At 62.7% G+C, this 25,748-nt stretch carries 19 protein-coding genes and 1 pseudogene; 5 read left to right on the top strand and 15 right to left on the bottom strand.

The window, feature by feature from the left end; all coding sequences use genetic code 11:
• Nucleotides 1-42: 42 nt before the first annotated feature.
• Both dtd and pip read right to left on the bottom strand, forming a co-directional pair.
• Nucleotides 43-480, bottom strand: coding sequence for a D-aminoacyl-tRNA deacylase (dtd, locus tag ACQKPS_RS11115; RefSeq protein WP_427604035.1), 438 nt, complete (start codon nucleotides 478-480; stop codon nucleotides 43-45).
• Nucleotides 477-1,448, bottom strand: a complete 972-nt coding sequence (gene pip, locus ACQKPS_RS11110; protein ID WP_254482744.1) for a prolyl aminopeptidase — start codon at nucleotides 1,446-1,448, stop codon at nucleotides 477-479. Before pip ends, dtd begins: the two co-directional genes overlap by 4 nt.
• A 157-nt stretch (nucleotides 1,449-1,605) precedes the next feature.
• On the opposite strand from pip, the gene ACQKPS_RS11105 reads away from it, so the two are divergent.
• Nucleotides 1,606-7,158: an NEL-type E3 ubiquitin ligase domain-containing protein gene (locus ACQKPS_RS11105; RefSeq protein ID WP_427604033.1), complete on the top strand. Its 5,553-nt coding sequence runs from the start codon at nucleotides 1,606-1,608 to the stop codon at nucleotides 7,156-7,158.
• 27 nt (nucleotides 7,159-7,185) lie between these two features.
• Here ACQKPS_RS11105 and hutG read toward each other — a convergent pair whose 3' ends face one another.
• From hutG to hutC, 7 genes are all read right to left on the bottom strand, one after another.
• Nucleotides 7,186-7,989, bottom strand: coding sequence for an N-formylglutamate deformylase (gene hutG / locus ACQKPS_RS11100; protein WP_254482742.1), 804 nt, complete (start codon nucleotides 7,987-7,989; stop codon nucleotides 7,186-7,188).
• Between the two features lie 10 nt (nucleotides 7,990-7,999).
• Nucleotides 8,000-9,205 carry an imidazolonepropionase gene (gene hutI, locus ACQKPS_RS11095; RefSeq protein WP_254482741.1) on the bottom strand — a complete coding sequence of 402 codons (1,206 nt, stop codon included), beginning with the start codon at nucleotides 9,203-9,205 and terminating at the stop codon, nucleotides 8,000-8,002.
• A 15-nt stretch (nucleotides 9,206-9,220) separates the two neighbouring features.
• Nucleotides 9,221-10,612 carry an amino acid permease gene (locus tag ACQKPS_RS11090; protein ID WP_254482740.1) on the bottom strand — a complete coding sequence of 464 codons (1,392 nt, stop codon included), beginning with the start codon at nucleotides 10,610-10,612 and terminating at the stop codon, nucleotides 9,221-9,223.
• A gap of 142 nt (nucleotides 10,613-10,754) precedes the next feature.
• Nucleotides 10,755-12,287 carry a histidine ammonia-lyase gene (gene hutH, locus ACQKPS_RS11085; RefSeq protein ID WP_176508149.1) on the bottom strand — a complete coding sequence of 511 codons (1,533 nt, stop codon included), beginning with the start codon at nucleotides 12,285-12,287 and terminating at the stop codon, nucleotides 10,755-10,757.
• Nucleotides 12,288-12,357: 70 nt separating this feature from the next.
• Nucleotides 12,358-14,031, bottom strand: a complete 1,674-nt coding sequence (gene hutU / locus ACQKPS_RS11080) for a urocanate hydratase (RefSeq protein WP_054884271.1) — start codon at nucleotides 14,029-14,031, stop codon at nucleotides 12,358-12,360.
• 168 nt (nucleotides 14,032-14,199) lie between these two features.
• Complete coding sequence (locus tag ACQKPS_RS11075) at nucleotides 14,200-14,772, bottom strand: HutD/Ves family protein (RefSeq protein WP_254482739.1); 573 nt, start codon at nucleotides 14,770-14,772, stop codon at nucleotides 14,200-14,202.
• Nucleotides 14,769-15,479, bottom strand: coding sequence for a histidine utilization repressor (hutC, locus tag ACQKPS_RS11070; RefSeq protein WP_177408507.1), 711 nt, complete (start codon nucleotides 15,477-15,479; stop codon nucleotides 14,769-14,771). The genes ACQKPS_RS11075 and hutC overlap by 4 nt, the downstream gene beginning before the upstream one ends.
• 145 nt (nucleotides 15,480-15,624) lie before the next feature.
• Here hutC and ACQKPS_RS11065 point away from each other — a divergent pair, with 145 nt between their 5' ends.
• Nucleotides 15,625-16,989, top strand: coding sequence for a formimidoylglutamate deiminase (locus ACQKPS_RS11065; protein ID WP_427604029.1), 1,365 nt, complete (start codon nucleotides 15,625-15,627; stop codon nucleotides 16,987-16,989).
• Nucleotides 16,990-17,024: 35 nt separating this feature from the next.
• Here ACQKPS_RS11065 and ACQKPS_RS11060 read toward each other — a convergent pair whose 3' ends face one another.
• Nucleotides 17,025-17,597: a lipocalin family protein gene (locus ACQKPS_RS11060; RefSeq protein WP_254482736.1), complete on the bottom strand. Its 573-nt coding sequence runs from the start codon at nucleotides 17,595-17,597 to the stop codon at nucleotides 17,025-17,027.
• Entirely contained in the window at nucleotides 17,594-17,848 is a 255-nt protein-coding gene (gene bamE / locus ACQKPS_RS11055) for an outer membrane protein assembly factor BamE domain-containing protein (protein ID WP_254482734.1), read from the bottom strand. Before bamE ends, ACQKPS_RS11060 begins: the two co-directional genes overlap by 4 nt.
• 134 nt (nucleotides 17,849-17,982) lie before the next feature.
• Here bamE and ACQKPS_RS11050 point away from each other — a divergent pair.
• Together ACQKPS_RS11050 and ACQKPS_RS11045 are read left to right on the top strand one after the other, a co-directional pair.
• Nucleotides 17,983-19,110, top strand: a pseudogene (locus ACQKPS_RS11050) (HAMP domain-containing protein); the annotation flags it as partial.
• Between the two features lie 24 nt (nucleotides 19,111-19,134).
• The gene (locus ACQKPS_RS11045) at nucleotides 19,135-19,965 is read left to right on the top strand and encodes a methyl-accepting chemotaxis protein (RefSeq protein ID WP_427604255.1); all 831 of its coding nucleotides are present in this window, start codon (nucleotides 19,135-19,137) and stop codon (nucleotides 19,963-19,965) included.
• A 33-nt stretch (nucleotides 19,966-19,998) separates the two neighbouring features.
• On the opposite strand, the gene ACQKPS_RS11040 is transcribed toward ACQKPS_RS11045, so the two are convergent.
• From ACQKPS_RS11040 to ACQKPS_RS11030, 3 genes are all read right to left on the bottom strand, one after another.
• Nucleotides 19,999-20,595, bottom strand: a complete 597-nt coding sequence (locus tag ACQKPS_RS11040; protein WP_254482730.1) for a DUF924 family protein — start codon at nucleotides 20,593-20,595, stop codon at nucleotides 19,999-20,001.
• Between the two features lie 3 nt (nucleotides 20,596-20,598).
• On the bottom strand, nucleotides 20,599-21,609 hold the full coding sequence (locus tag ACQKPS_RS11035) for a class 1 fructose-bisphosphatase (RefSeq protein WP_016712457.1): 1,011 nt from the start codon (nucleotides 21,607-21,609) through the stop codon (nucleotides 20,599-20,601).
• 256 nt (nucleotides 21,610-21,865) lie between these two features.
• Nucleotides 21,866-24,316, bottom strand: coding sequence for a glycogen/starch/alpha-glucan phosphorylase (locus ACQKPS_RS11030; RefSeq protein ID WP_313200766.1), 2,451 nt, complete (start codon nucleotides 24,314-24,316; stop codon nucleotides 21,866-21,868).
• A 184-nt stretch (nucleotides 24,317-24,500) separates the two neighbouring features.
• Here ACQKPS_RS11030 and ACQKPS_RS11025 point away from each other — a divergent pair, with 184 nt between their 5' ends.
• Nucleotides 24,501-24,905: a YkgJ family cysteine cluster protein gene (locus ACQKPS_RS11025; protein ID WP_003249225.1), complete on the top strand. Its 405-nt coding sequence runs from the start codon at nucleotides 24,501-24,503 to the stop codon at nucleotides 24,903-24,905.
• 173 nt (nucleotides 24,906-25,078) lie between these two features.
• Here ACQKPS_RS11025 and ACQKPS_RS11020 read toward each other — a convergent pair whose 3' ends face one another.
• Complete coding sequence (locus ACQKPS_RS11020; protein WP_427604025.1) at nucleotides 25,079-25,669, bottom strand: hypothetical protein; 591 nt, start codon at nucleotides 25,667-25,669, stop codon at nucleotides 25,079-25,081.
• Nucleotides 25,670-25,748 lie beyond the last annotated feature (79 nt).

Here is a 25,748-nt window from a genome sequence, read left to right as displayed (position 1 = left end):
ACAAAACCCCTTGTTTTCCTATAAACAAAGGGTTTTTCGACCTCATATTTGTAACAAGAATGTCACAGGGCCATCATTGACCAGGTGCACCTGCATGTCTGCGCCGAAGTGCCCACTTGCCACATTGGCGTGCTGGCCGCGTGCCTTGCTCAAAAGATAGTCGAACAATTGCGCCCCGAGCGCCGGTGGTGCGGCGGTCGAGAAGCTCGGTCGCATGCCGCTGCGGGTATCAGCCGCCAGGGTGAACTGGGACACCAGCAGCAAGCCTCCACCGACATCCTTGAGCGACAGGTTCATCTTGCCCTGCTCGTCACTGAACACGCGATAGTTCAGCAGCTTGTGCAACAGTTTGTCGGCGTGTTCACGTGTATCTTCAGGCTCCACCGCCACCAACACCAACAAGCCCTGGTCAATGGCACCGACAATCTCCCCGCCTACCTCCACGCGTGCGCCCCGCACGCGTTGCAGCAAGCCCTTCATGCTTCTTCCAGCGGCAGGTCGAGCAGACGGCGCGCCATCTGGTCGGCCGCACGCACCAAGGCATCGGTGATCCCTGGCTCGGAGGCAGCATGCCCGGCGTCGCGGATCACCTTCAATTCGCTGTTCGGCCAGGCCTGGTGCAGCGCCCAGGCGTTATCCAGTGGGCAGATCACGTCGTAGCGGCCATGCACGATCACCGCCGGCAGGTGGGCAATCCTGGGCATGTCGCGAATCAGCTGGTCGGGTTCCAGGAACGCGTTGTTCATGAAGTAGTGGCATTCGATGCGGGCAATCGACAACGCGCGCTGTGGCTCGGAGAAGCGGTCGACCACCAGTGGGTTCGGGCGCAGCGTGGCGGTGCGGCCTTCCCAGGTGGACCAGGCCTTGGCCGCGTGCATCTGGGCGATCTGGTCGTTGCCGGTCAGGCGCTTGTGGAAGGCCCTGACCAGGTCACCCCGCTCCTCCGCTGGGATCGGTGCGATGTAGTCCTGCCAATAGTCCGGGAACATGCGGCTGGCGCCTTCCTGGTAGAACCACTCGATTTCCTGCGGACGGCACAGGAAGATGCCGCGCAGGATCAGGCCGTGAACGCGCTCTGGGTGGGTCTGGGCGTAGGCCAGCGCCAGGGTCGAGCCCCACGAACCGCCGAACAGTACCCACTTTTCAATGCCCAGGTGCTTGCGGATGCGCTCAAGGTCCTCGACCAGGTGCCAGGTGGTGTTGTTCTCCAGGCTCGCGTGCGGCGTGGAGCGGCCACAGCCGCGCTGGTCGAAGGTGATGATGCGGTACAGGTTGGGGTCGAAGTAACAGCGGCTCTGGGCATCGCAGCCCGCACCCGGGCCACCGTGGATGAACACCACAGGCAGACCTTCCGGCGAGCCGCTTTCATCGACATACAACACATGCGGCGCTTCCACGGCCAGATCGTGCCGGGCGTAGGGTTTGATCTGCGGGTAGAGGGTCTGCATCGCGCACTCCGTGTGAGGATTTATTCGGCCGTGGGCCATCATAAACCTGAATTGTCCTTTGAGCATTCCCCCCTCGCTTCCAGCACAGATATATAACGCCTGCCAAGGTCAGGGCCCGGGATAGTGCAGTTCCACTATTGCCATGGAGCGCCTGCACATGTCACTGAATGCACAACCCGACGACATTCCGCATTACGAACTGATCGAACACAAGGCGCCGGCCTGGATCAAGGCCCTACCCGCACAGGCCAGCAGCACGCTGCGTGCGGCATTCAAGGCGGTCCCCGCCTCGCTCGAGCAAGCGTGCCTGCGACATCCCGAGGTTACCCGGGCACTGGGGCGCGAACATGAGCACTACCGGGCCGCTGTGGCAGCGGCAAGCAAGCTGTTCGAAACCCTCCCTGACCTGGACACATTCGCCACCCAGCAGCTTGAAGCCGCAATCAAACAAGAGTTCCAGCTTGAGATCGACGTGGCGAACACCTACCTGTTCGACGCGGTGGGCTATGCCCACCGGCGCCAACTGGGCGCGGCCAAACCGCAAGATTTCGTCCGTTCACTGAAACATCACGCCCTGCAGAACTTCGAACATGCCTCGACTGAAGCTGGCGGGATGGATGTGCCAACGCCACGAATGCGCTCGGTCATTCTCGATCAGCGTGGCTATCAGAACGGGCCGCCGTTCGAAAATGTGATAGCCATCGAGCCCACCGCCTTCGCCGCCTTGTGCCGAAAGCTCGACATTGGCGGCCAATACCAGGCCCTGATCGATGCCATCTACTACCCCGCCCCGCTGCTGCAACCGGGCCAGTCGAAGACATGGGAGACACTGCTGAACGCCCAGGCGCCGGTGCTCGACACGCTCGGCCAGGTCGAACTTTCGGCATTCAGGCAAAACCTGCACCTTGCCTACTTGCAAGCTCAGGTCAGTCAAGCCGCCTATGACGCCCTGCTGGCTACTTCGCTGGATGAACTCGACCCCGCCGCACCTGCCACCTTCAGCTTCCTCAGGCTGTGGCAGACCGAGCTGAACGGCATGCTGCTGATCCAGTTCCGGGCGCTGCCCTGTGTGGTGCTTTACACCCCGCATGCCGTCGAATCGACGCTGCAGGAATACCCGTCCCTGGAGGCATTGTTCAACCACTTGCGCGACTCGGCCCAGAAAGACCTGACGGTCATCACACGCCACATGCCGGATGCGCAAAAGGCGCGCCTGAGCACCCAGCTGCTGGACCTCCTGACACCGCTGACCTTCACTCTGAAGAATGCCTACGAGCGAGTCCCCGACCCGAACGCCGAACTCCCGCTCGTGCCACGCGCAACCAGCCGTCCATTCCAGGCCGAGTTGCTCTACCAGAACTTCACCAAGCTGCGCGACGATGCAAGGTTCCATGCCGTGCCGACCCTCGCCATGGACATCAAGACCTTCCATGATCGCCTGGCCTACTTCGAGTCTATTGCCCTGAATGCCCTGAACATCGTGGGTTTCCTGTTACCGGGGATAGGCCTGGTGGTGCCGGGCGTCGCTATCGCGGCGACTGTCGTCAATGACCTGCTGCTTGGGTCGATGATCCTGCAAATGGGCCATGAGGTTTACGAAGGCATCGAAAGCTGGCAGCACGGTGAACGTCAGCAGGCCTATGCCTACTTGCTGGATGTCGTGGAAAACATCGTATTCCTGGCCGTGATCGAAGCCGGTGCCGGTGCGGTGAAGGCAGAGCTGAAGGGCGATGTCGCAGAGCCCGAACCCGTTCTGCGCGACGTCACCGCGCCCTCTTTCATCGAGGAATTGCTGGAAGTGGAAATGCCGGATGGCAGCAGGCGCCTATGGAACCCCGACCTGACACCCTTCGAGCAGGATGTGCCGTTCGAGCCTGGGCTCCAGGCCGACGACCTGGGGTTATACCGACACGATGGCAAGCTGTGGCTTCACCTCGATGGCAAGCGCTATTCGCTGAAATGGAAACCTGAGAACGGCACTTACCACATCGAACACCCGAGCAAACCGTTCAGTTACGAGCCTGCGGTCTACCACAATGGCAGGGGGCTATGGCTGCACGAACTGGACCGCCCGCTGCAATGGCCGACCCAGCGGTTGCTCAGGAGGCTGCTGGATTCCCAGGCTGCATCATTCAGTGACGAAGAGGCCATGCGCATCCTGGAGGTCAGTGGTACGGACGCAGCCGCGCTACGCCGCAGCCTGGTCGAGAACCAGAAACCCCCGGCACTGCTGCAAGACACCCTGGCACGTTTCAAGCTGGATCAGGCGCTGCGCTCCATGCAGAGCGAGCCAAAGGCCCTGCGAGAGGCGTTCGAGACGCGCTATGAGCAGTTGTACGCCAGGCCCGCTACCGTGATCGCCCCCCTCCGACGCTATCCTGGACTTCCCGCCCCCATCATCGACGAACTGCTGCAGCACGCCGATGGGCCAACGCTGCGTTCGCTCGCCGAAGGCAAGGTTGAACCACAGCTTGCCGAAGAGATTCGGGCCTACCAGCAACAGGTACGGCTGGCACGTGCCTATGAAGGGTTGTATCTGGATGCAGTGCGCAACTGGGATGCCGACCGGCTGATCCTGCAAACGCTTGGTCAATTACCCGATTGGCCAGCGGACACGCGCATCGAGCTGGTACGCCAGGGCATGCTGCCTGCAGACAGCATGCGCATAGGCGATACAAGCGCTGAGCCTGCCATCAGCATCTTTAGCACCCACGATGGCTACATTGTGCTCGACAGCACCCCAGCGCATGCCTCCGAGCAGCTTCATGACACCTTATACAGCGCGCTGGCTGAGGTCATCCCACCCTCCATACGCAACACACTTGGCGGTACGGGGACAGCAAACGCTTCGGCCCTCAAGCGCTTGTTGCGAACCAGGCCGCCACTTGCGCGTGCCGAGCTCAAAGCGTTGTTGCGCATGCAACCTGTGCGTCCGGGCTACCGCTCGCCGATGCGCCTGGCCGACGGCCGGCTGGGCTACCCGATGGGGGGAGGCAACCCCGTCGGCAATTACATCAGGAGGCCCACACTGATACGCATGATCAACCAGCTGGCTCTGCCTCAGCACATGTCCCAAGGCGCCGCGGACATTCTCCACACCCTGGAACGGAGAGGCTTGAACTTGCGTCAGATCAACGATGATCTGCTGCGCCTGATCCGGGAGCGTAACCAGCTGACGCTTCATCTGGACGCCTGGCAGAACACGCTGCCCGGCGCAGGTGACAATATTGAAGCGATCAGCCTGCTGCGCGATCAGCTCATGCAGTGCTGGTATGACCATGCTCCGCCATTCGATAGCACCGTACGGCCAACCCTGCGCCTGGAACGCGTCCGTCTGGACACATTCCCTGCCAACCTACCCGCTTTCCTTGGCCAACGGATCACCCGCCTGGAGCTGATCGACCATACCTATGATCACACGATGGGGGTGCAGCGGCGCACGCGTAGCCTCGCCCGGGTATTGGAGCAATTTCCCCTCTTGCGTTCACTGGAAATTTCCCACCCTGTCAGCGAAGGTGGCACAACCATCAGGGCGAGCCAGGATGTCTTGCTTTCGATTGCGACGAGCCTCCACGAACTGGAATCGCTCGATCTGACCAATCAGAACCTGATTCTGTCAAACCAGGATTTCGAAAGGTTGAGCGCAATGCCACGACTGCGTCGGCTTACCCTCGATGGCAACCGGGTTTCGCCATTCGCCAGAGAGCAGTTCGGCAGGCTCACGCTCGACCATCTGAGCCTTGATCGCATGTCACTGGACAGTTGGCCTGCAAGCCTGAACCAGCGGGCCTTGAACCAGATCGGGACCGTTTCGCTGCGGCACAATCGGATTCGCTCGCTTCCCGACTTTCTGATTGGCAACGAGCAATCCACGCTCCCGCACACTGTGTTGTCCCTGGAGGGGAACAACCTCATTGACGATCAGCTACTACGCATCCTGCTCAGCCACGAGAACAGCCCAGAACGTATCCGCTTCGATCGATCGGCTGCTCTGAGCGAGCAAATGCGCCGATACACCGAACAACGCGAGCAATTGCACGAGGCCACTTACGGCTGGGCTGATGCGTCCAGCTCCACGGCGCCGCTGAGCCCGTCAGCCATGGCAATGCGCACCCGCATCAGCATGACCCTCAATGCTTACTGGCGCAGTGTCGAGCGGGGTTCGCGAAGCCCACTGCGCCTGGATAACATCGCGCTGGAGCACTTCCCGCCGCAGCTACCGACATTCTTCTATGCGCAAGTCCGCGCCCTGTCGATGGAGCGGACCAGTGGCACAGCCGGGCAACTGGAAGCGCTCTTGCAGCGCTTCAACGCAGTGGAAGCCCTCAGTCTCGGCCATCATGCCCAAACGAGCCCGACCCTTGTGCCAGCGCTACTCAACCTACCGCAGCTCAGCTACCTCTCATTGCATGAGATGGGCCTGGAAATCGATTCCAGCCTGCTGGCCACCCTCGGCCAGCTGGGCAGCCTGCGCACCCTGGAACTGGCCGGCAACCGCCTGGGCGAGATCACTGAAGTACCGCAGTCCTTGCGTAACCTCAACCGTCTGGACCTGAGCAACATGTCCATCAGCCAGTGGCCCACCTGGGTCGACGCGCTGCTACCCCTGGAACTGCTCAATCTCAGCGACAATCTGCTGACCGTGCTGCCCGAACACATCCTCAACAACCCCGACACCCGCGCGCAGGTGACATCGATTGCGCTCTTCGATAACCCGCTCACCCCAGAGACCGTAGACCGCGCAAGGCGATCCTCCGCGACCCAGCGGCGTTTCACCTTCGCCTTCAGCCCCTCGGACGACGCCCCCCCAAGGGGCCACCTGCATGATCCCCTGCCCATCGACAGTGAAGATGCGCCGGACCTGGCGCTCTGGCTGCTCGGCACCCAGGATCAGAATGACGCGATGCGCGATGCGTGGCAGGGACTCAAGCAGGCGGGAGATGCACGCAACCTGTTGACGTTCGTGGGACGCCTGCAACAGGCGGCGCCCTTTCGTAATGGCGAGACGCGTGCAGCCTTTGCCGAACGGGTGCGGTTGGTGCTGATAAGGGCGCTCGTCAACCAGGAAGATCGCACCTTGTTCGATCAGATTGCTCAAGAGGCGCTGGTGCAACCGGACACGGGTGAGCAGACCTGCCACGACGGCGTATTGCTGGTGTTCCAGAACCTGGAGTTTCTCATCGCCGGCCAACGCATGCTGGTCGAGACAGCCGACACCGAGCAGGCGCTCTATCAGGAACTCAGGCGGCTGTACCGCATGAGCCGACTCGATGAGATCGCCCGTGAAAACGCCGGTGAACGCGACGAAACGGAGGTTCGCCTGGCTTATCGCCGCGAGTCGAACGACCCCTTGAAGCTTGGCGTACCCAACGACAACATACTCTTCGAGGCGATCGCAGATGTCAGCCGTGACGAGCTGACCCGTGCGATCGAGCAAGTGCTGCACGACCAGGATGGCCAGGACTTCCTGAAGTATGCAGTGAATAACCAGGAATGGGTCCGTTACTTGCGTACCTTCCACGCGGATCGATTCGACAGTATCGAGCAAGCGTACCAGGCCAACGTGCTCGACCTGCCCAACCACTTCCCGGAAGACACCGCCATTGAAGACCTGGCCAGCGAGTACGACGCCCTGCTACGCCGCAAGACAGAACAGGAGCAGGAACTGATTCGCGAACTCACCCTGCTGGCCAACCCAGACCGTATCTGACGCTGGCCCGAGAAGCGCGATACGAGGCTACGCAGCGTATCGCGTCGCCCCCCATTCCAACGCACACGCCAGCAACCGGCTCAGCACCTCACGCGTGCGCGGTGCCCGGTCTTCGCGGTAGGCAAACGGCTCGGTTTCATCCATGTAGGTGCATTGGGCCAGTTCCAGCTGCACCGCATGGATGTGCTTGGCAGGGTCGCCATAGTGACGTGTGATGTGCCCGCCCTTGAAGCGCCCATTCAATACATGGCTATAGCCTTGTGCCGCGGCGCATACGCCCTGCAGGCGTTCGGCCAGTTGCGGATCGCAGCTCGCGCCATTGAAGGTGCCGAGGTTGAAGTCGGGCAGCTTGCCGTCGAACAGGTGCGGGATCAGCGAACGGATCGAGTGAGCGTCCCACAGCAATGCGTAGCCATGGGCTTCACGCAGGCGCGCCAGCTCGCTGCGAATCGTGTTGTGATAAGGCCGCCAGATCGTCTCCAGATAGGTGCTGCGCTCTTCGGCGGTCGGCTCCAGCCCCTGTTTGAACAACGGCTCGCCATCGAACAGCGTCGACGGGAACAAACCGGTGGTCGCGCCAGCGTACAGCGGCTTGTCGTCGTCGGGGCGGTTCAGGTCGATGACGAAGCGCGAATATTCCGCCGCCACTATGCTCGCCCCAAGTTCACGGGCGAAGTCGTACAAGCGTGGGATGTGCCAATCAGTGTCGGGCAGGCTGCGGGCCTGCTCGACCAGGCCCTTGTCCACGGCCGGGGTCAGCTTGAGGCCGGCATGGGGCATGCTGATCAGCAGCGGCAGGCGGCCTTGGTGAAAACTCAGTACCTTGTCCATCGTGCCTCGCTCAGTTAAGCATTTCATGGCCCTTGCGCACCACGCGCTTGGGCAGGTCGCCGCCTAGCCAGTAGGCAAGGTCGGCGGGACGGGCAATCTGCCAGGCGACGAAGTCGGCGACCTTGCCGACCTCCAGCGAACCGTGGCTGCCACCCAGGCCCAGCGCCGTGGCGGCATGCAGCGTCACGCCGGCCAAGGCCTCCTCCGGGGTCATGCGGAACAGCGTGCAACCCATGTTCAGCATCAGGCGCAGCGACAACCCTGGCGAAGTACCCGGGTTGAGGTCGCTGGCCAGGGCAATTTTCACGCCGTGGCGGCGCAGGGCGTCCATCGGCGGCAGCTGGGTTTCGCGCAGGAAATAGAAGGCGCCCGGCAGCAGCACGGCAACCGTGCCGGCCTTGGCCATGGCGATGGCATCTTCCTCGGTCATGAACTCCAGGTGGTCGGCCGACAGCGCCTGGTAGCGCGCCGCCAGGCTTGAGCCGTGCAACGATGACAACTGCTCGGCATGCAGTTTCACCGGCAAACCCAGTTCGTGCGCCTTGATGAACACCTTTTCGACCTGAGCCGGCGAAAACGCCAGGTGTTCGCAGAAAGCATCCACCGCGTCCACCAGGCCTTCGGCAGCCAGAGCGGGCAGCATCTCGTCACAGATATGCGCGATGTAGTCATCTGACCTGCCGGCATATTCCGGCGGCAAGGCATGGGCAGCCAGGCAAGTGGTGCGCACTGCAAGCGGCAGCTCGTCGGCCAGGCGCCGGGCCACGCGCAGCATCTTGCGCTCGTTGGCCAGGTCAAGGCCGTAGCCGGACTTGACCTCTATGGTGGTGACACCATCGCGCATCAACGCCTGAACCCGCTGGCGAGCGCTGGCGAACAGCTCGTCCTCGCTGGCCGCACGGGTAGCCCGCACGGTGCTGGCGATACCACCGCCCTGGGCGGCGATCTCGGCATAGCTCACGCCTTGCAGGCGCTGTTCGAACTCACCGCTGCGGTTGCCGCCGAACACCGCATGCGTGTGGCAGTCGATCAGCCCTGGGGTGACCCAGGCGCCGCCCAGGTCCACTGTGCGGTCAAGTGCGAATGGCTGCAGCTCGGCGCGGGGGCCGATCCATTCGATCAGCCCGGCGCTGGTGACGATGGCCACGTCCTCGATGATCGAGTAACGGCCCTCGGCCAGGGTTGCCGCGTGGCAGTGCTGCCAGAGGGTTCTCATGTGCAATCTCCTTGACTAGCGGTGCAGCTCGACCGGCACGTGCTTGCCTGCGCGCGGCTTGCACCACAGCAGGTAGGACGCCACCAGGAACACCACCCAGATAACGCCGACCAGCAAGGCCGCCTGGGTATCCGGGAAGTAACCGAGCACACCGAAAATGAACACCATGAAGGCAATGGCCATGGCCGGGCCGTAAGGCCAGAACGGTACCGGGAACTTCAGCTGGGCGGCCTCTTCAGCGCTCATGCGGCGGCGCATGGCCACCTGGGTGACCAGTATCATCAGCCACACCCACACGGTGGCGAAGGTGGCGATGGAGGCGATCAGCAGGAACACGTTTTCCGGGATCAGGTAGTTGAGCAGCACACCAACCAGCAGCGCCGCGCCCATCACCACCACGGTCATCCAGGGCACGCCGTGTTTCGACAGCTTGCCGAAGCTGCGCGGTGCATGGCCTTGCTGGGCGAGGCCGTACATCATGCGGCCGGCGCCGAAGATGTCGCTGTTTATGGCCGAGATCGCCGCCGAAATCACCACGATGTTCAACACGGCAGCGGCCGAGCCAATACCGAGGTGGCTGAATATCTGCACGAACGGGCTGCCTTCGCTGCCGATCTGCGGCCATGGGTACAGGCACATCAGCACGAACATGGTCAGCACATAGAACAGCAGGATGCGCAGGGGCACGGCATTGATCGCCTTGGGGATGACGCGCTGCGGGTCCTTGGCTTCACCGGCGGTGACACCGATGATCTCGATGCCACCGAAGGCGAACATCACCACGGCGAACGAGGCGATCAGGCCGCCGATGCCATTGGGCATGAAGCCACCATGTTCGAACAGGTTGCTGATGCCTGCGGCATGTTCGCCACTCACCTGGCTGAAACCGAAGGCCATGATGCCAAGGCCGGCCAGGATCATCGCCACGATGGCGCCGACCTTGAGCAGCGACAGCCAGAATTCCATTTCGCCGAACACCTTGACGTTGCACAGGTTGAGGCCGCCGATCACGAAGACGATGCCCAGCACCCAGATCCAGCGGGCCACTTCCGGGAACCAGAAGCCCATGTAGATGCCGAAGGCGGTGATGTCGGCGATGGCCACGATGACCATTTCGAAGGCGTAGGTCCAACCAAGGATGAAGCCGGCCATGGGGCCGAGGTAGGTGGTGGCGTAGTGGCCGAAAGAACCGGCTACCGGATTGTGCACGGCCATTTCGCCAAGGGCGCGCATGACCATGAATACCGCAGCGCCGCCAATCAGGTAGGCCAGCAGCACAGCCGGGCCGGCCATCTGGATCGCCGAGGCGGAGCCGTAGAACAGGCCGGTACCGATGGCGGAGCCAAGGGCCATGAAACGGATGTGGCGGGCCGTTAGCCCGCGCTTGAGACCTTGAGCTTGTTGCATGTCACGTCCTTAAATTGTTTTTGTGGTCGTGAGGTCGATGGGGGCCGCCTTGCGGCCCTTTTCGCGGGACAAGCCCGCTCCTACAGGGCGTGTGGGAGCGGGCGTGCCCGCGAAAGGGCCGCAAGGCGGCCCCGAGGGGGCATCACAGGCTAGGCAGGACACCCGCAGGCAGCAGCCCGGTCAGGCAGCCCTTGGCCAGCAACTCGACAGCTGCCTCGATGTCCGGTGCAAAGAAGCGGTCACGGTCATAGTGCGGCACCTCCCGGCGCAGCGCCTGACGCGCCTGCTCAAGCTTCGCCGAAGTCTTCAGGCCTTTGCGCAGGTCCAGCCCCTGACACGCACCCAGCCATTCGATGGCCAGCACGCCACGGGTGTTCTCGGCCATTTCCCACAGGCGCTTGCCAGCGGCCGGGGCCATCGACACGTGGTCTTCCTGGTTGGCCGAGGTCGGCAGGCTATCGACACTGTGCGGGTGCGACAAGGCCTTGTTCTCGCTGGCCAGCGCGGCAGCGGTGACCTGGGCGATCATGAAGCCGGAGTTGACCCCACCATTTTCCACCAGGAACGGCGGCAGCTGGGACATGTGCTTGTCCATCATCAGCGAGATGCGGCGCTCGCTCAGCGAACCGATTTCGGCGATCGCCAGGGCGATGTTGTCGGCAGCCATGGCTACCGGCTCGGCGTGGAAGTTGCCACCGGAAATCACGTCGCCTTCGGCGGCGAACACCAGCGGGTTGTCCGACACGGCGTTGGCTTCGATGCCCAGCACCTCGGCGGCCTGGCGGATCTGGGTCAGGCAGGCGCCCATGACCTGTGGCTGGCAGCGCAGCGAGTAAGGGTCCTGGACCTTGTCGCAGTTCTTGTGCGACAGCGACACTTCGCTGGAATCGCCGAGCAGGTCGCGGAAGCAGGCAGCGGTGTCGATCTGCCCACGCTGGCCACGCACTTCGTGGATACGCGCATCGAACGGCGAACGCGAACCCAGTGCCGCTTCGACGCTCAGCCCACCGCAGGCGATGGCGGCGGCATACAGGTCTTCAGCCTGGAACAGGCCACGCAGGGCGTAGGCGGTGGAAGCCTGGGTACCGTTGAGCAGGGCCAGGCCCTCTTTGGCAGCCAGAGTCAGCGGCTCGAGGCCGGCGACCGCCAGGGCTTCGGTAGCCGACAGCCATTGGCCCTGGTGACGGGCCTTGCCTTCACCGAGCAGCACCAGCGACATGTGCGCCAGCGGTGCCAGGTCGCCGGAAGCGCCGACCGAGCCCTTGAGCGGGATGTGCGGGTAGACTTCGGCGTTGACCAGGGCGATCAGCGCATCGATGACCTTGCGGCGGATACCGGAAAAACCACGGCTGAGGCTATTGATCTTGAGGACCATGATCAGCCGCACCAGGGCATCGTCCAGCGGCGCGCCAATACCGGCGGCGTGGGACAGCACCAGCGAGCGCTGCAGGTTTTCCAGGTCGTGGCTGGCGATGCGGGTCGAAGCCAGCAGGCCAAAACCGGTGTTGATGCCGTAGGCGGTACGGTCTTCGGCAATGATCTGTTCGACACAGGCAACGCTGGCGTCGATGGCCGGCGCGGCACTGGCGTCCAGCTGCAGGCGCACAGGTGCGGCGTGGATGGCACGCAACTGGGCCAGGGTCAGGGTACCGGGCTTGAGGGTCAGTACGGTCACTTCGCTACTCCAATTCTTGTCAGGGGCCCGCAGGCCCCTCTTATATTCAGTATCACTCAAAGCGCAGCGATCAGCCCGTGATCATCGGCAGGTCGAGGCCCTGCTCCTTGGCGCAGTCGATGGCGATGTCGTAACCGGCATCGGCGTGGCGCATCACACCGGTCCCCGGGTCGTTGGTCAGTACCCGAGCGATACGTTCGGCGGCTTCATCGGTGCCGTCGCAGACGATGACCATGCCCGAGTGCTGGGAGAAGCCCATGCCCACGCCACCGCCGTGGTGCAGCGAAACCCAGGTGGCGCCGCCTGCGGTGTTGAGCAGGGCGTTGAGCAGCGGCCAGTCGGAGACGGCATCGGAGCCATCGCGCATGGCTTCGGTTTCGCGGTTGGGGCTGGACACCGAGCCGGAGTCCAGGTGGTCACGGCCGATCACCACCGGCGCCGACAGCTCGCCGCTGCGGACCATTTCGTTGAAGGCAAGGCCCAGTTTGGCGCGCAGGCCCAGGCCAACCCAGCAGATACGCGCCGGCAGGCCCTGGAAGCTGATGCGCTCGCGGGCCATGTCCAGCCAGCGGTGCAGGTGGGCGTCGTCCGGGATCAGTTCCTTGACCTTGGCATCGGTCTTGTAGATGTCTTCAGCGTCGCCGGACAGCGCCGCCCAGCGGAACGGGCCGATGCCACGGCAGAACAGCGGACGGATGTAGGCCGGGACGAAGCCAGGGAAATCGAAGGCGTTGGCTACGCCCTCTTCCTTGGCCATCTGGCGGATGTTGTTGCCGTAGTCGAAGGTCGGGATGCCCTGCTTCTGGAAGTCGAGCATGGCCTGTACGTGCACGGCCATCGACTGTTTGGCGGCCTTGACCACAGCAGCTGGCTCGGTCTGCGCGCGGTCGCGGTACTGTTCCCAGGTCCAGCCGGCTGGCAGGTAGCCGTTCAGTGGGTCGTGGGCGCTGGTCTGGTCGGTGACCATGTCCGGGCGCACGCCACGCTTGACCAGCTCTGGCAGGATTTCGGCGGCGTTGCCGTGCAGGGCGATGGAGATCGCCTTGCCTTCGGCGGTGTACCTGGCAATGCGGGCCAGGGCGTCGTCGAGGTCAGTGGCCTGCTCGTCGACGTAGCGGGTTTCCAGGCGGAAGTCGATGCGGCTCTGCTGGCACTCGATGTTCAGCGAGCAGGCACCGGCCAGGGTTGCGGCCAATGGCTGGGCGCCGCCCATGCCGCCGAGGCCTGCGGTCAGCACCCACTTGCCTTTCAGGCTACCGCCGTAATGCTGGCGACCGGCTTCGACGAAGGTTTCGTAGGTGCCCTGGACGATGCCCTGGCTGCCGATGTAGATCCAGCTGCCGGCGGTCATCTGGCCGTACATGGCCAGGCCCTTGGCGTCCAGTTCGTTGAAGTGCTCCCAGTTGGCCCAGTGCGGTACCAGGTTGGAGTTGGCGATCAGTACACGCGGCGCGTTGCTGTGGGTCTTGAACACGCCGACCGGCTTGCCCGACTGCACCAGCAGGGTTTCGTCGTCTTCCAGGCGGGTCAGGGTCTCGACGATCTTGTCGTAGCAGGCCCAGTTGCGTGCGGCGCGGCCGATGCCGCCATACACCACCAGCTCTTTCGGGTTTTCCGCGACCTGTGGGTCGAGGTTGTTCATCAGCATGCGCAGTGGCGCTTCGGTCAGCCAGCTCTTGGCGGTCAGCTTGTTGCCACGTGGGGCACGGATTTCAACGTCACGGTATTTGTTGTTGTCGGTCACGGGAAGGTCCTCGGCGGTTGTCCGCGGGCAGATGTGTCGTGGTCAATATACAAACACATCTTTACTTGTATGTACAAGCATGGACAACCAAAATAATCGGACCGCTCCTCGGATTTCTGCTCAAAGCAAAAGGGGCCGCTATGCGGCCCCTTGCTGATTACAGCGGACTTAGCGTGGTATCAGCTCGATCAGACAGAACCGACCCTGTACCTCCAGCCCCAGCAACTGGTCATTGCCCTCCAACCGCAGGCAGTCATACAGCCCCAAACGCTGCACTTCATGCCCAGCCATCGCTACTTCAACCTGATTGCTCGCAGCAAACAGCAACACCGTCGACGCCGAGCTGTACAAGCGGCTGGTACCGTCGAACCACTGCAAGCGCGCCCGATAGCGCTGCGGCGCATAAATCAGGTTGAAATCACGGATCGCCCCACCGAGCAATTTGCAACTGACCTGGCTCTCGCCACTGAAGGCGAACGCATCGAACGGTAACAATGGCCGGCTGGCCTGCTCGTCGACCAGCAAACGCATGCCGTCGCCCTGCAGCACGGTGATGATCCGCTGGTAGCCGGCAAACACGGAAAACCCACCCGACTCCTCGATATCGGCAATCGACAGGCGCCAACCGAAGCCGTCGAGCCCCTCGCCGTTATCACGGGTAATCTCTTCGGTGAAACCGCCACCGTTCTTCCACGGCATACGCGGGTAATCCTGCGCACGCAGCAACTGCAACTGGGTCATTTACTGAAACGTCCTTCAAGGCGGTGACGGGAACCGGGGTGGATCAGCCGCGCTGCTGTCACGGGCTGACGACCCGACCAGGTGCGACGACGGATCAGCAGGCAGGGCTCGCCGCGCTCGATCTGCAACAGGCGACACTCTTCGGGCTCGGCGAGAATCGCCTCGACCACGTGCTCGCCCTCGGTCAGCGGCGCAACCTGGGACAGGTAGGCGTAAGGCGTTTGTCGGGTGAAGTCCTGCTTGAGGTACTCGGGGGCAATGGCGGCGTTGACGTAGCGGTCCTCGATCTGCACCGGCACGCCATTTTCGTAATGCACGATCAACGAGTGAAACACCCGCTGCCCTTCGCGCATGTCCAGGGCCAAGGCGCGTTCGGAACCCGCGGCCTCTTCGGCCAGCTTGATCACTTGGCAGCTGTGCTGGTGGCCACGGCCGGCGATCTCGTCGGCGATGTTGTTGACTTCGAACAGCGCCGAGCGGGTCTTGGGCTCGGCGACGAAGGTGCCTACGCCCTGCATCCGCACCAGCAGGCCTTCAGCGGTGAGTTCACGCAAGGCGCGGTTGATGGTCATGCGGCTGAAGCCCAGCTCGCTGACCAGTTCGCTCTCCGAGGGCACCCGGTGATGCGGCGGCCAGCTGCCATTTTCGATCTGCTGGATGATCATCTGCTTGACCCGGGCATACAGCGGCGCCGGGCCCTCGCCCATCTGGGCAACCAGCGCGGAGACAGGAGGTGTCGGCACGGCGTTGAGTCCTTAGGCAATGGAATGAGCGGTAGCTTGCCGCAGTTTACCCGGCAGGCAAACGCCTGTATATGTATATACAAGTTAAACAATAACAGGATTCCCTCCGATGTCCGCCTATTTTGCCGAACGCGCCCTGCTGCCTACGGGTTGGGCCAGCAACGTCCGCCTCGAAGTGTCCAGTGACGGCCTGCTCAGCCGCATCGAAGCCGACGCTTCGGCCGAAGGCGCCGAACGCCTGGCCGGGCCGTTGCTGCCCGGCATGCCCAACCTGCACTCGCATGCGTTCCAAAGGGCCATGGCGGGGCTGGCGGAAGTCGCGGGCAACCCCAACGACAGCTTCTGGACCTGGCGCGAGCTGATGTATCGCCTGGTCGGCAAGATCACCCCGGAGCAGCTGCAGGTCATTGCCCGCCAGCTATACATCGAGATGCTCAAGGCCGGCTACACCTCGGTGGCCGAGTTCCACTACGTGCATCATGACCAGGCAGGCAAAGCCTACGCCGATCCGGCCGAGCTGTCCCGACGCATCAGTGCAGCTGCGGCCAGCAGCGGCATCGGCCTGACCTTGCTGCCAGTGCTGTACAGCCATGCCGGTTTTGGCGGCCAGGCGCCGAACGAAGGGCAGCGGCGCTTCATCAACTCCACCGAACAGTATCTGCACCTGCAGGCGCAGCTGGCGCCAATGCTGGCAGCGCAACCCGCGCAGCAGCTGGGCCTGTGCTTCCACTCCTTGCGCGCGGTCACGCCCGGCCAGATCTCCGAGGTACTGGCCGCCGGTAACCTGCAGTGCCCGATTCATATCCACATCGCCGAACAGCAGAAGGAAGTCGATGACTGCCTGGCCTGGAGCGGGTTGCGGCCGCTGCAGTGGCTGTATGAACACGTCGATGTGGACCGCCGCTGGTGCCTGGTGCATGCCACCCACGCCGAAGCCGACGAAGTCACGGCCATGGCGCGCAGTGGTGCAGTGGCCGGCTTGTGCCTGACCACCGAAGCCAACCTGGGCGACGGTATTTTCTCGGCCGTGGAGTTCCTCGCCCAGGGCGGGCGCATGGGCATCGGTTCAGACAGCCATGTGTCGCTGAGTGTGGTCGAAGAGTTGCGTTGGCTGGAATACGGCCAACGTCTGCGGGATCAGCGGCGCAACCGGCTATACCGTGGCGACCAGCCGATGGTCGGGCGCACGCTGTATGACGCGGCACTGGTCGGCGGCGCGCAGGCACTGGGGCAACCGATCGGCGAGCTGGTGGTCGGCAAGCGCGCCGACTGGCTGGTGCTGGATGGGCAGGACCCATACATCGCCATGGCCAAGGGTGACGGGATACTCAACCGCTGGCTGTTCGCGGGCGGCGACCATCAGGTCCGCGACGTGATGGTCAATGGTCAGTGGGTGGTGCGTCAGGGGCGACATGCCCATGACGAGGAGAGCCGGCAGGCGTTTGCCGCAGTATTGCGAACGCTACTGGGCTGAATGCAGAAGGGGCCGCAACTGCGGCCCCCTTCATCTCAATGCATCTGCACGATCTGCTTGTCCGGGGTACGCCAGATCAAACGGCTGGTGTCGTAGCCCTGCTGCCGGGCCTTGGACATCAGGCTCTCGCGCTCCCACACCGGCAGGGTCGGTGTGCGCGACAGGATCCACAGGTACTTGCGGTCCGGGCTGCCGACGATCGCGGTACGGTAGCGGTCGTCCACGTACAGGATCCAGTACTCGCCCTTGGCCACGCCCGGGACCAGGCGGGTAAACCAGTTGTCGAACTCGACCCACAGCCTGTCGGTGTGCCCCGGTTGCTGGATGTAGGCGTGCCCCTCGGCGCGTAGCCACTCATCGCCCATCGTGCGGCAGCGGTTCAGCACACCGTACGAGCCATCGGGCTTGAGGTTGTAATGCGCTTCGGACTGCGCACAATCGGCCTGGTACTTCATCGGCAGGCGCGCCAGTTCATACCATTTGCCCTGGTAGCGCTTGAGGTCGACATCACCCGCGGTTTTCGGCGCCAGCGGATCGTTAGCGGAAGTGGCACAACCCCCTAGCAGCATCACCAGGCACAGCCCCAGCAGAACGTGCAAACGCCTCATTTGAGGCCCTGCCCGGAGTAGATCAGCACCTTGTCGGCCGCGTATTGCACGCTGATGAAGCTCTTCTCGTCCCCCCAGGTACAGCTGCTCATGCCCAGTGCGCCAGAGCACTCGGTGGGCGTGCCGAGCAGTTGCTCGACCTCAGCCTTGTTCATACCGGCCTTGAGCTTGGAATAGTTTTCCTGATTGATCTTGCTGCACGCGGTCAGGGCGACGCACAAGGACAACAGGGCGAGGGAACGCAACGACATGAAGGGACACTCCTGGTAAATAGACACAGGCGAGTGGCCTGCAGTGACCTTCGACGGGAAAATCCCTCCCTGGTTCCCTGACAACACCGCTTTCGTCGTACACCGTTGGTCGGCTGGCCCTGCGCAAACGATTAATGTTTCAGCCCACCGCGACGACACAGCGAGCACGCTGTGGCGCATTGCCACAGTGCCCTCCTACGCCTTGCCTTGTGCAGACCAGAAAAATGACCAAGAACCTCAAGTTCAGCCACAAGATCCTGCTGGCCGCCGCCCTCGTGGTGGCCGTTGCCTTTACCTGTTTCGTGCTGTTCAACGATTACCGACAACGCCAGTCCCTGCGCAGCGACACGCAGACCACGCTGCAGGACCTGGGCAGCCTCACCGCCGGCAACATCCGCAACTGGCTCGACAGCCGGATCCAGTTGCTCGACTCGCTGGCCCAGCAAGTTGCGGTCGATGGGCCGGGCAAAGCCAGCCTGGACCGCAGCCTGGCCTTGCCGGTCTACGGCAAGAACTTCCAGCTCACCTATTTCGGCGGCCAGGACGGCAGCATGCAGTCGGTACCGGTGGGTAACCGCGCCGCCGATTACGACCCGCGGGTGCGGGGCTGGTACAAGGCGGCGACTGCCAGCGGCCAGACCGTCGTCACCGAGCCGTACATCTCGGCCTCGGCCGGTAAGCTGGTGATCACCCTGGCCACGCCGGTACAGCAAGCGGGCCGGCTGATCGGCGTCAGCGGCGTCGACACCGACCTGCAGACCATCAGCAACCTGATCAACGCCTTGAACTTCGACGGCCAGGGCCATGCTTTCATCGTCAACGGCGAAGGCAAGATCCTCATCCACCCGAAAGCCGACCTGGCGCTGAAAACCCTGGCCGACATCTACCCGCAGGACACGCCCCGCATCGGCAGCGGCCTGAAGGAAGTCGAGGTCGATGGCCACAAGCAGTTCATCAGCTTCACCCACGTCGACGGTGTGCCGTCGGCAGACTGGTACGTGGCCCTGGTACTCGACCAGGATGCAGCGTTCGCCATGCTGGGTGAGCTGCGCACGTCCGCCATCATCGCCACCTTGATCGCGGTGGTGGCGATCATCGCCCTGCTCGGCCTGCTGATCCGCGTGCTGATGGCGCCATTGCACCTGATGGGCCGCGCCATGCATGACATCGCAGAAGGCGAAGGCGACCTGACCCGGCGCCTGACCATCCACGCCCAGGACGAATTCGGCAGCCTCGGCCAATCGTTCAACCGCTTCGTCGAGCGTATTCACGAATCGATCCGCGAAGTGGCCTCGGCCACCGGCCAGGTCAACGCGGTGGCTGCCCAGGTAGTGAGCGCTTCGAATGCCTCAATCAACAACGCCGACCAGCAGTCCAGCCGCACCAACAGCGTGGCGGCAGCCATCAACCAGCTGGGCGCCGCCGCCCAGGAAATCGCCCAGAACGCCGCGCTGGCCTCGCAACACTCCAGCGAAGCCCGTGGCCTGGCCGAGGATGGACAGCAGGTGGTCGGGCGCACCATCGATGTGATGAACCAACTGTCGGCACGGATCAGCGACTCGTGTGGCAACATCGAGACGCTCAATGCCCACACCGCCAACATCGGTCAGATCCTCGATGTGATCAGCGGCATATCCCAGCAGACCAACCTGCTGGCGCTCAATGCCGCGATCGAAGCGGCCCGTGCCGGCGAGGCCGGGCGTGGCTTTGCCGTGGTTGCCGATGAAGTTCGCAACCTGGCGCACCGTACCCAGGAGTCGGCCCAGCAGGTACAGCGTCTGATCGAAGAGTTGCAGGCCGGCGCGCAGGTGGCGGTCAGCACCATGAACCAGAGCCGCGCGCACAGCGATCACAGCGTGGGCATTGCCAACCAGGCTGGCGAGCGATTGGGCAGCGTGACCCAGCGCATTGGCGAAATCGATGGCATGAACCAGTCGGTGGCCACCGCCACCGAAGAGCAGACGGCCGTGGTCGAGTCGATCAATGTCGATATCAACGAGATCAATACGTTGAACCAGGAAGGGGTGCAGAACCTGCAGAGCACCTTGCGTGCCTGCACCGACCTTGAGCATCAGGTCGAACGGTTGAAGCATCTGGTGGGCAGTTTCAGGATCTGAAACTGTTGGGGCCGCTGTGCGGCCCCGATGGCACTAGAACCTGGACCCAGGCTCCAGCAAAAAATCCATCTCTTCGCTGGTACTCGGCCGCCCCAGCACCAGGTTACGGTGCGGGAAGCGGCCGAACCGGGCAATCACCCGCTGGTGCTGTTCGGCGTAATCGAGGAAACCTTCGAACAAGCGCCGGTTGTCCTCCGGCTGCTCTTCAAGCAGCACCTGGTAGCGCTCGACGCACAGGTTTTGCCAGTCCAGCACCTCGGCATGCTCCAGCACCAGCAGCACGAATACCCGCTGGATCGGCAGCAACTGGTAATCCCAGTTCTTCTGCAGACCCTGCATGGCCACTACCTGGGCACGCCGGTCGCCTTCGAAGGCGCGCGGCGTGTCGCGGTAGAGCATGCGTGGCAGCTGATCCAGCAGGATCAGCAGGCCGAGCCAGCCCTGTGGGCTCTGCTGCCACTCGTCGAGCCCACCCGCCAGGGCCTGCTCGACCAGGTCGCCAAACAGCGCCTGGGCTTCGGCATCATGATGCTTGCCGAACCACAGCGTGCTCTTCTCGTCAGCCACGGCCTGGGGACTGGTGCCCCAACCGAACCACCACTCCAGCAACGGCTGCCAAGGTGCGAGCATGACTTACTCCTTGTGGTAGGCGGTGACGCGCTCGACCTCTTCCTTCGAGCCGAGGATCACCGACACGCGCTGGTGCAGGCTCTCCGGCTTGATGTCGAGGATGCGATCGTAACCGTTGGTGGAGGCGCCGCCGGCCTGCTCGATGATGAACGACATCGGGTTGGCTTCGTACATCAGGCGCAGCTTGCCCGGCTTGCTCGGCTCGCGGGCATCGCGCGGGTACATGAACAGACCGCCACGGGTCAGGATACGGTGCACGTCGGCCACCATCGAGGCGATCCAGCGCATGTTGTAGTTCTTCTTCAGCGGGCCGGTCTCGCCAGCCAGCAGTTCACCTACGTAGCGCTGCACCGGAGCTTCCCAGTGACGCTGGTTGGACATGTTGATGGCGAACTCGGCGGTGCTTTCCGGCACGCGGATGTTCTCGTGGGTCAGGACGAAGCTGCCCAGCTCGCGGTCCAGGGTGAAGCCCTTGACGCCATTGCCCAGGGTCAGGATCAGCATGGTCTGCGGGCCATAGATGGCGTAACCGGCGGCGACCTGCTGGGTACCTGGCTGCAGGAAGGCGTTTTCGTTCAGGGTCTCGTTCTGGCTCAGGTACTCGTTAGGGCAACGCAGTACCGAGAAGATGGTGCCGACCGACACGTTGACGTCGATGTTGGACGAACCGTCCAGCGGGTCGAAGACCAGCAGGTAGGCGCCTTTCGGGTACTTGCCCGGGATCTGATAGGCGTTGTCCATTTCCTCGGACGCCATGCCCGCCAGGTGGCCGCCCCACTCGTTGGCTTCGAGCAGGATATCGTTGGAGATCACGTCCAGTTTCTTCTGGACTTCGCCCTGCACGTTTTCTGTGCCCATGCTGCCCAGCACGCCGCCGAGGGCGCCCTTGGACACGTGATGGCTGATTTCCTTGCACGCACGCGCCACCACTTCGATCAGGAAGCGCAGATCGGCAGGGGTATTGTTGCTGCGGGTCTGCTCAATCAGATAGCGACTCAGGGTAACGCGGGACATGTATGGCTCCGAAAGGATGGGGGAGATAAAAACCCCCGCAGTTTACAGGGAGAGTTGCAGGCTAGCGAGTGATGAGACTCGCCACGGCTCTCTGACGGCACAATAGGTCGGTAGTTCAGCCGGCGCCAGGCCGATGGTCGGAGCCGGCTCCATTCGCGGGTAAACCCGCTGCCACAGGGATCTTCACGGGCTTCAAGAGCTGCGCAGTTCCCTGTGGGAGCGGGTTTACCCGCGAAGAGGCCCGGACAGGCTTACATCAATCCAGCGCCTTCCAGATCTCGGTGGCATATTCCCGGATGGTCCGGTCCGAGGAGAACCAGCCCATCCGCGCCGTGTTCAGCACCGCCATGCGCCACCACTCCTGAGGTGTATGCCACAGTTCCTCGACCCGCCGCTGGGCATCCCAGTAGGCATCGAAATCGGCGCACACGAGGAAGCGGTCATAGGCCACCAACCCGTCGATCAGCCCGGCATAGCGCGACGGATCATCCGGCGAGAACACCCCGCTGCGAATCGCCTGCAGCACATCGTTCAGGCGGCTGGACGCGGCGATAGCCGCATTCGCACCGAAGTCCCCCGCCTTGCGCCGAGCCTCCACCTGCTGCGCGGTCAGGCCGAAGATGAACATGTTCTCCGCCCCCACCTGCTCGCACATCTCGACGTTGGCGCCATCGAGCGTACCGATGGTCAATGCGCCGTTGAGGCCGAACTTCATGTTGCTGGTGCCGGACGCTTCGTAACCGGCGGTGGAGATCTGCTCCGAAAGGTCCGCCGCCGGGATGATGCTTTCGGCCAGGCTGACGTTGTAGTTGGGCAGGAACACCACCTTGAGCAGGCCGCGCACGGTCGGGTCGTTGTTGACCACCCGGGCGATGTCGTTGGCCAGCTTGATGATCAGCTTCGCCTGGTGGTAACTGGCCGCCGCCTTGCCGGCGAAAATCTTCACTCGCGGTACCCAGTGGGTAGCGGGGTCGTTGCGCATGGCCTGGTACAGCGCCACGGTGTGCAGCAGGTTGAGCAACTGGCGCTTGTACTCGTGGATGCGCTTGACCTGAACATCGAACAGCGCCTCTGGGTTGACCGTGACGCCGACCCGGTCCTGGATGATGCTGGCCAGGGCACGCTTGCTGTGCAGTCGCTGGGCGGCGAACTGTTTGCGGAAGCCCGCCTTGTCGGCGAATGGCACCAGCCCGGCCAGGCGGCCCTCGGGGTCGTCCTTGAGCTCCGGCCCGAGCGCCTCGACCAGCATCTCGGTCAATTGCGGGTTGGACTGGTACAGCCAGCGGCGGAAGGTGATGCCGTTGGTCTTGTTGTTGATCCGCTGCGGGTAGAGCTTGTGCAGATCGGCGAACACCGTGCTCTTCATCAGTTTGCTGTGCAACGCCGATACGCCGTTGACGCTGTGCGAACCGAGAAATGCCAGGTTGCCCATACGCACCCGACGGCCGTTGTCCTCTTCGATCAGCGAGACGGCGCGCAGCACGTCGAAATCGTGCAGGCCTTTGGCGCGAAGGCTATCGATATGGTAGGCATTGATCAGGTAGATGATCTGCATATGCCGGGGCAACATGCGCTCCACCAACGCCACGGGCCAGGTTTCCAAGGCTTCGGGCAACAGCGTGTGGTTGGTGTAGGCAAGGGTGCCGACCGTCAGCTCCCAAGCGGTATCCCAGGGAATTTCGTGCTGGTCGACCAGCAGGCGCATCAGCTCGGCCACGGCGATCGACGGGTGAGTGTCATTGAGCTGGATGGCCGCCGCATCCGGCAGGTTGAGCAGGTTGTCATGCATGTTGAGGTGGCGGCGCAGCAGGTCCTGCAGCGAGGCCGACACGAAGAAGTACTCCTGGCGCAGGCGCAGTTCCTGGCCGGCCTCGGTGCTATCGGCTGGGTACAACACCCGCGATATGCTCTCGGCCCGTGCGACTTCGGCGACCGCTCCGAGGTGGTCACCGGCATTGAAGCGCTCCAGGTGCAGTTCTTCCAGCGCCCGTGCCCGCCACAGGCGCAGGGTGTTGACACTGGCTCCGCGCCAGCCGACCACGGGCGTGTCGTAGGCGACTGCCCGCACCGTCTCGCCCGGCCACCACACCTGGCGTTGCTGGCCGTGGGTATCGTGCACCGTTTCGACACTACCGCCGAAACTGATCGGGTAAATCACCTCGGCGCGCTCGAATTCCCAAGGGTTACCGAAGTCCAGCCAGTTCTCGGTCTGCTCCTGCTGCCAGCCATCGACCAGCGCCTGGCGGAACAGCCCATGTTCGTAGCGAATGCCGTAGCCATGGGCGGCGATGCCCAGGGTCGACATGCTCTCCATGAAGCAGGCCGCCAGGCGGCCGAGGCCGCCATTGCCCAGCGCGGCATCCGGCTCGAGCAGGCGAATGCGCTCCAGGTCAACGTTCAGGCCTTCGAGCGCATCGCGGGCGATGTCCAGCAAGCCAAGGTTGCTCAGGCTGTCGTAGAGCAGGCGGCCGATGAGAAATTCCAGGGAAAGGTAGTAGACCCGCTTCTGGCTACGTCGGTAGGCCCGGCGAGTGTGGTCCATCCAGTGGTCGACCATGTGATCGCGCGCGGCCAGGGCGATGGCTTCGAACCAGTCATGGTCGAAGGCATGCTCCGGGTCCTTGCCGACCGCGTAGGTCAGCTTATCCAGTACAGCAGCGCGAAATTCCGCGACTTCGGCGTCACGAGCTTCAGGTTCCTGGGACATGGGGCATCCTCGGGCAAGTTGACGAAAGCGGAGGCAGATTGATCAGCCTAGTCGCTTCGACCAAGAGCGACAGCCAGTGTTCGTGGTTTTCATGAACCTTTGCGCTTCCGCTCAAAAGGTTGTTCAAAAATTGAGCAATTCCGGTATGATCGCGCCCCCGAGACCGTGATACACCCCCATAACGATGAAAACGACCCTGATCGCCGCCGCCGAAGTCGACCGCCTGGAGACCTGGCAGCGCTACACCAGCAACATGTGCCATGGCTGCCATTCGACCTGTTGCACCCTGCCCGTGGAGGTGAAGATCAAGGATCTGATCCGTATTGGTGTGGTGGATGAGTTCGAGAAAGACGAACCGCCGAAGAACGTGGCCAAGCGTTTGCAGAAGGAAGGCATCATCGAGCGCTTCAACCAGAAGTCGGGGATCTTCACCCTGACCCGGATGAGCAACGATGACTGCATGTACCTGGATCGCAAGAGCCGACTGTGCACCATCTATGACAAGCGGCCGGATACCTGCCGCAATCACCCGAAGGTCGGGCCGCGGCCGGGGTATTGTGCTTACAAGCCGAAGGTGGTTGGGCGTTGACGGTCCCGCCAGGACTCAATAGACTTTCACCTGTCTCGATGTACACGGAGCTTCCGTCAGGAAGTGTCTAGACGCCGCCACCTGGTTCCGGCCGTGCCGGTTGATGGGATTAGTCCCTAAGGGCATCCGCGATACGACCCCCTTCATTGGGGGTTTCGTATTTTTACAGGCTGCTATCGCCTTACAGGCCGTCGAATCGGCTCATTTCTCAGCTTCTTCAGCATCAGCAACCAGCCTTTGATCTTTTCGTGCCGTTTCAGCGCCGTAGGCCGATTCGAAGGATGGCCAGGGTCACGCACGTAAGCGCTTTCGACATAGAGTTTCAGACTACGGGGCGAGTCTCGACGCAAGTTGAAATACACCTCATATCGGCTGCCTTCCGGATACCCGAATTGATTACCCTCGATGGTCAACCAGTTGCTATGCCCAGTAAACAGGCACTGCCGCTCAGGCAAAGAAGCAATAATCGAAGGCAATTGAACTGACAGCTTGTGACGGTTAGGGCAGAAGGCACGACGAATTCCTCGATGATCGATCAGCAAGTGATCGTGCCCCAAATGATCGAAGTCCAGCTCAGTACCTTGCTTGGGGCCATAGCTGACGCAGTGACTTGAGTACTCGACCGCCAGCGCTACTTCCTCCACCCCGTGGCCCGGGATCTTCAACTGATGTGAGAGTGGGCGCAAATGGAGCAGACTCCACGTACTGCCTGCGACCTCAATGTGGCCACGAGCCAAGTGCTCCTTCCACCCCTTGCCCTTCATTTTCTGCCTCAACCAATTGCCAGCAGGCAGCGTACTGAGGCAATCGGCTATTGCCAAAGACAGCTTGGTAAGTAATTGA

Origin of the sequence: Pseudomonas sp. NPDC086566 (genome assembly GCF_050280885.1) — a bacterium.
GTDB lineage: Bacteria > Pseudomonadota > Gammaproteobacteria > Pseudomonadales > Pseudomonadaceae > Aquipseudomonas > Aquipseudomonas vlassakiae.
This window is presented reverse-complemented; position numbering and strand designations above follow the sequence as displayed.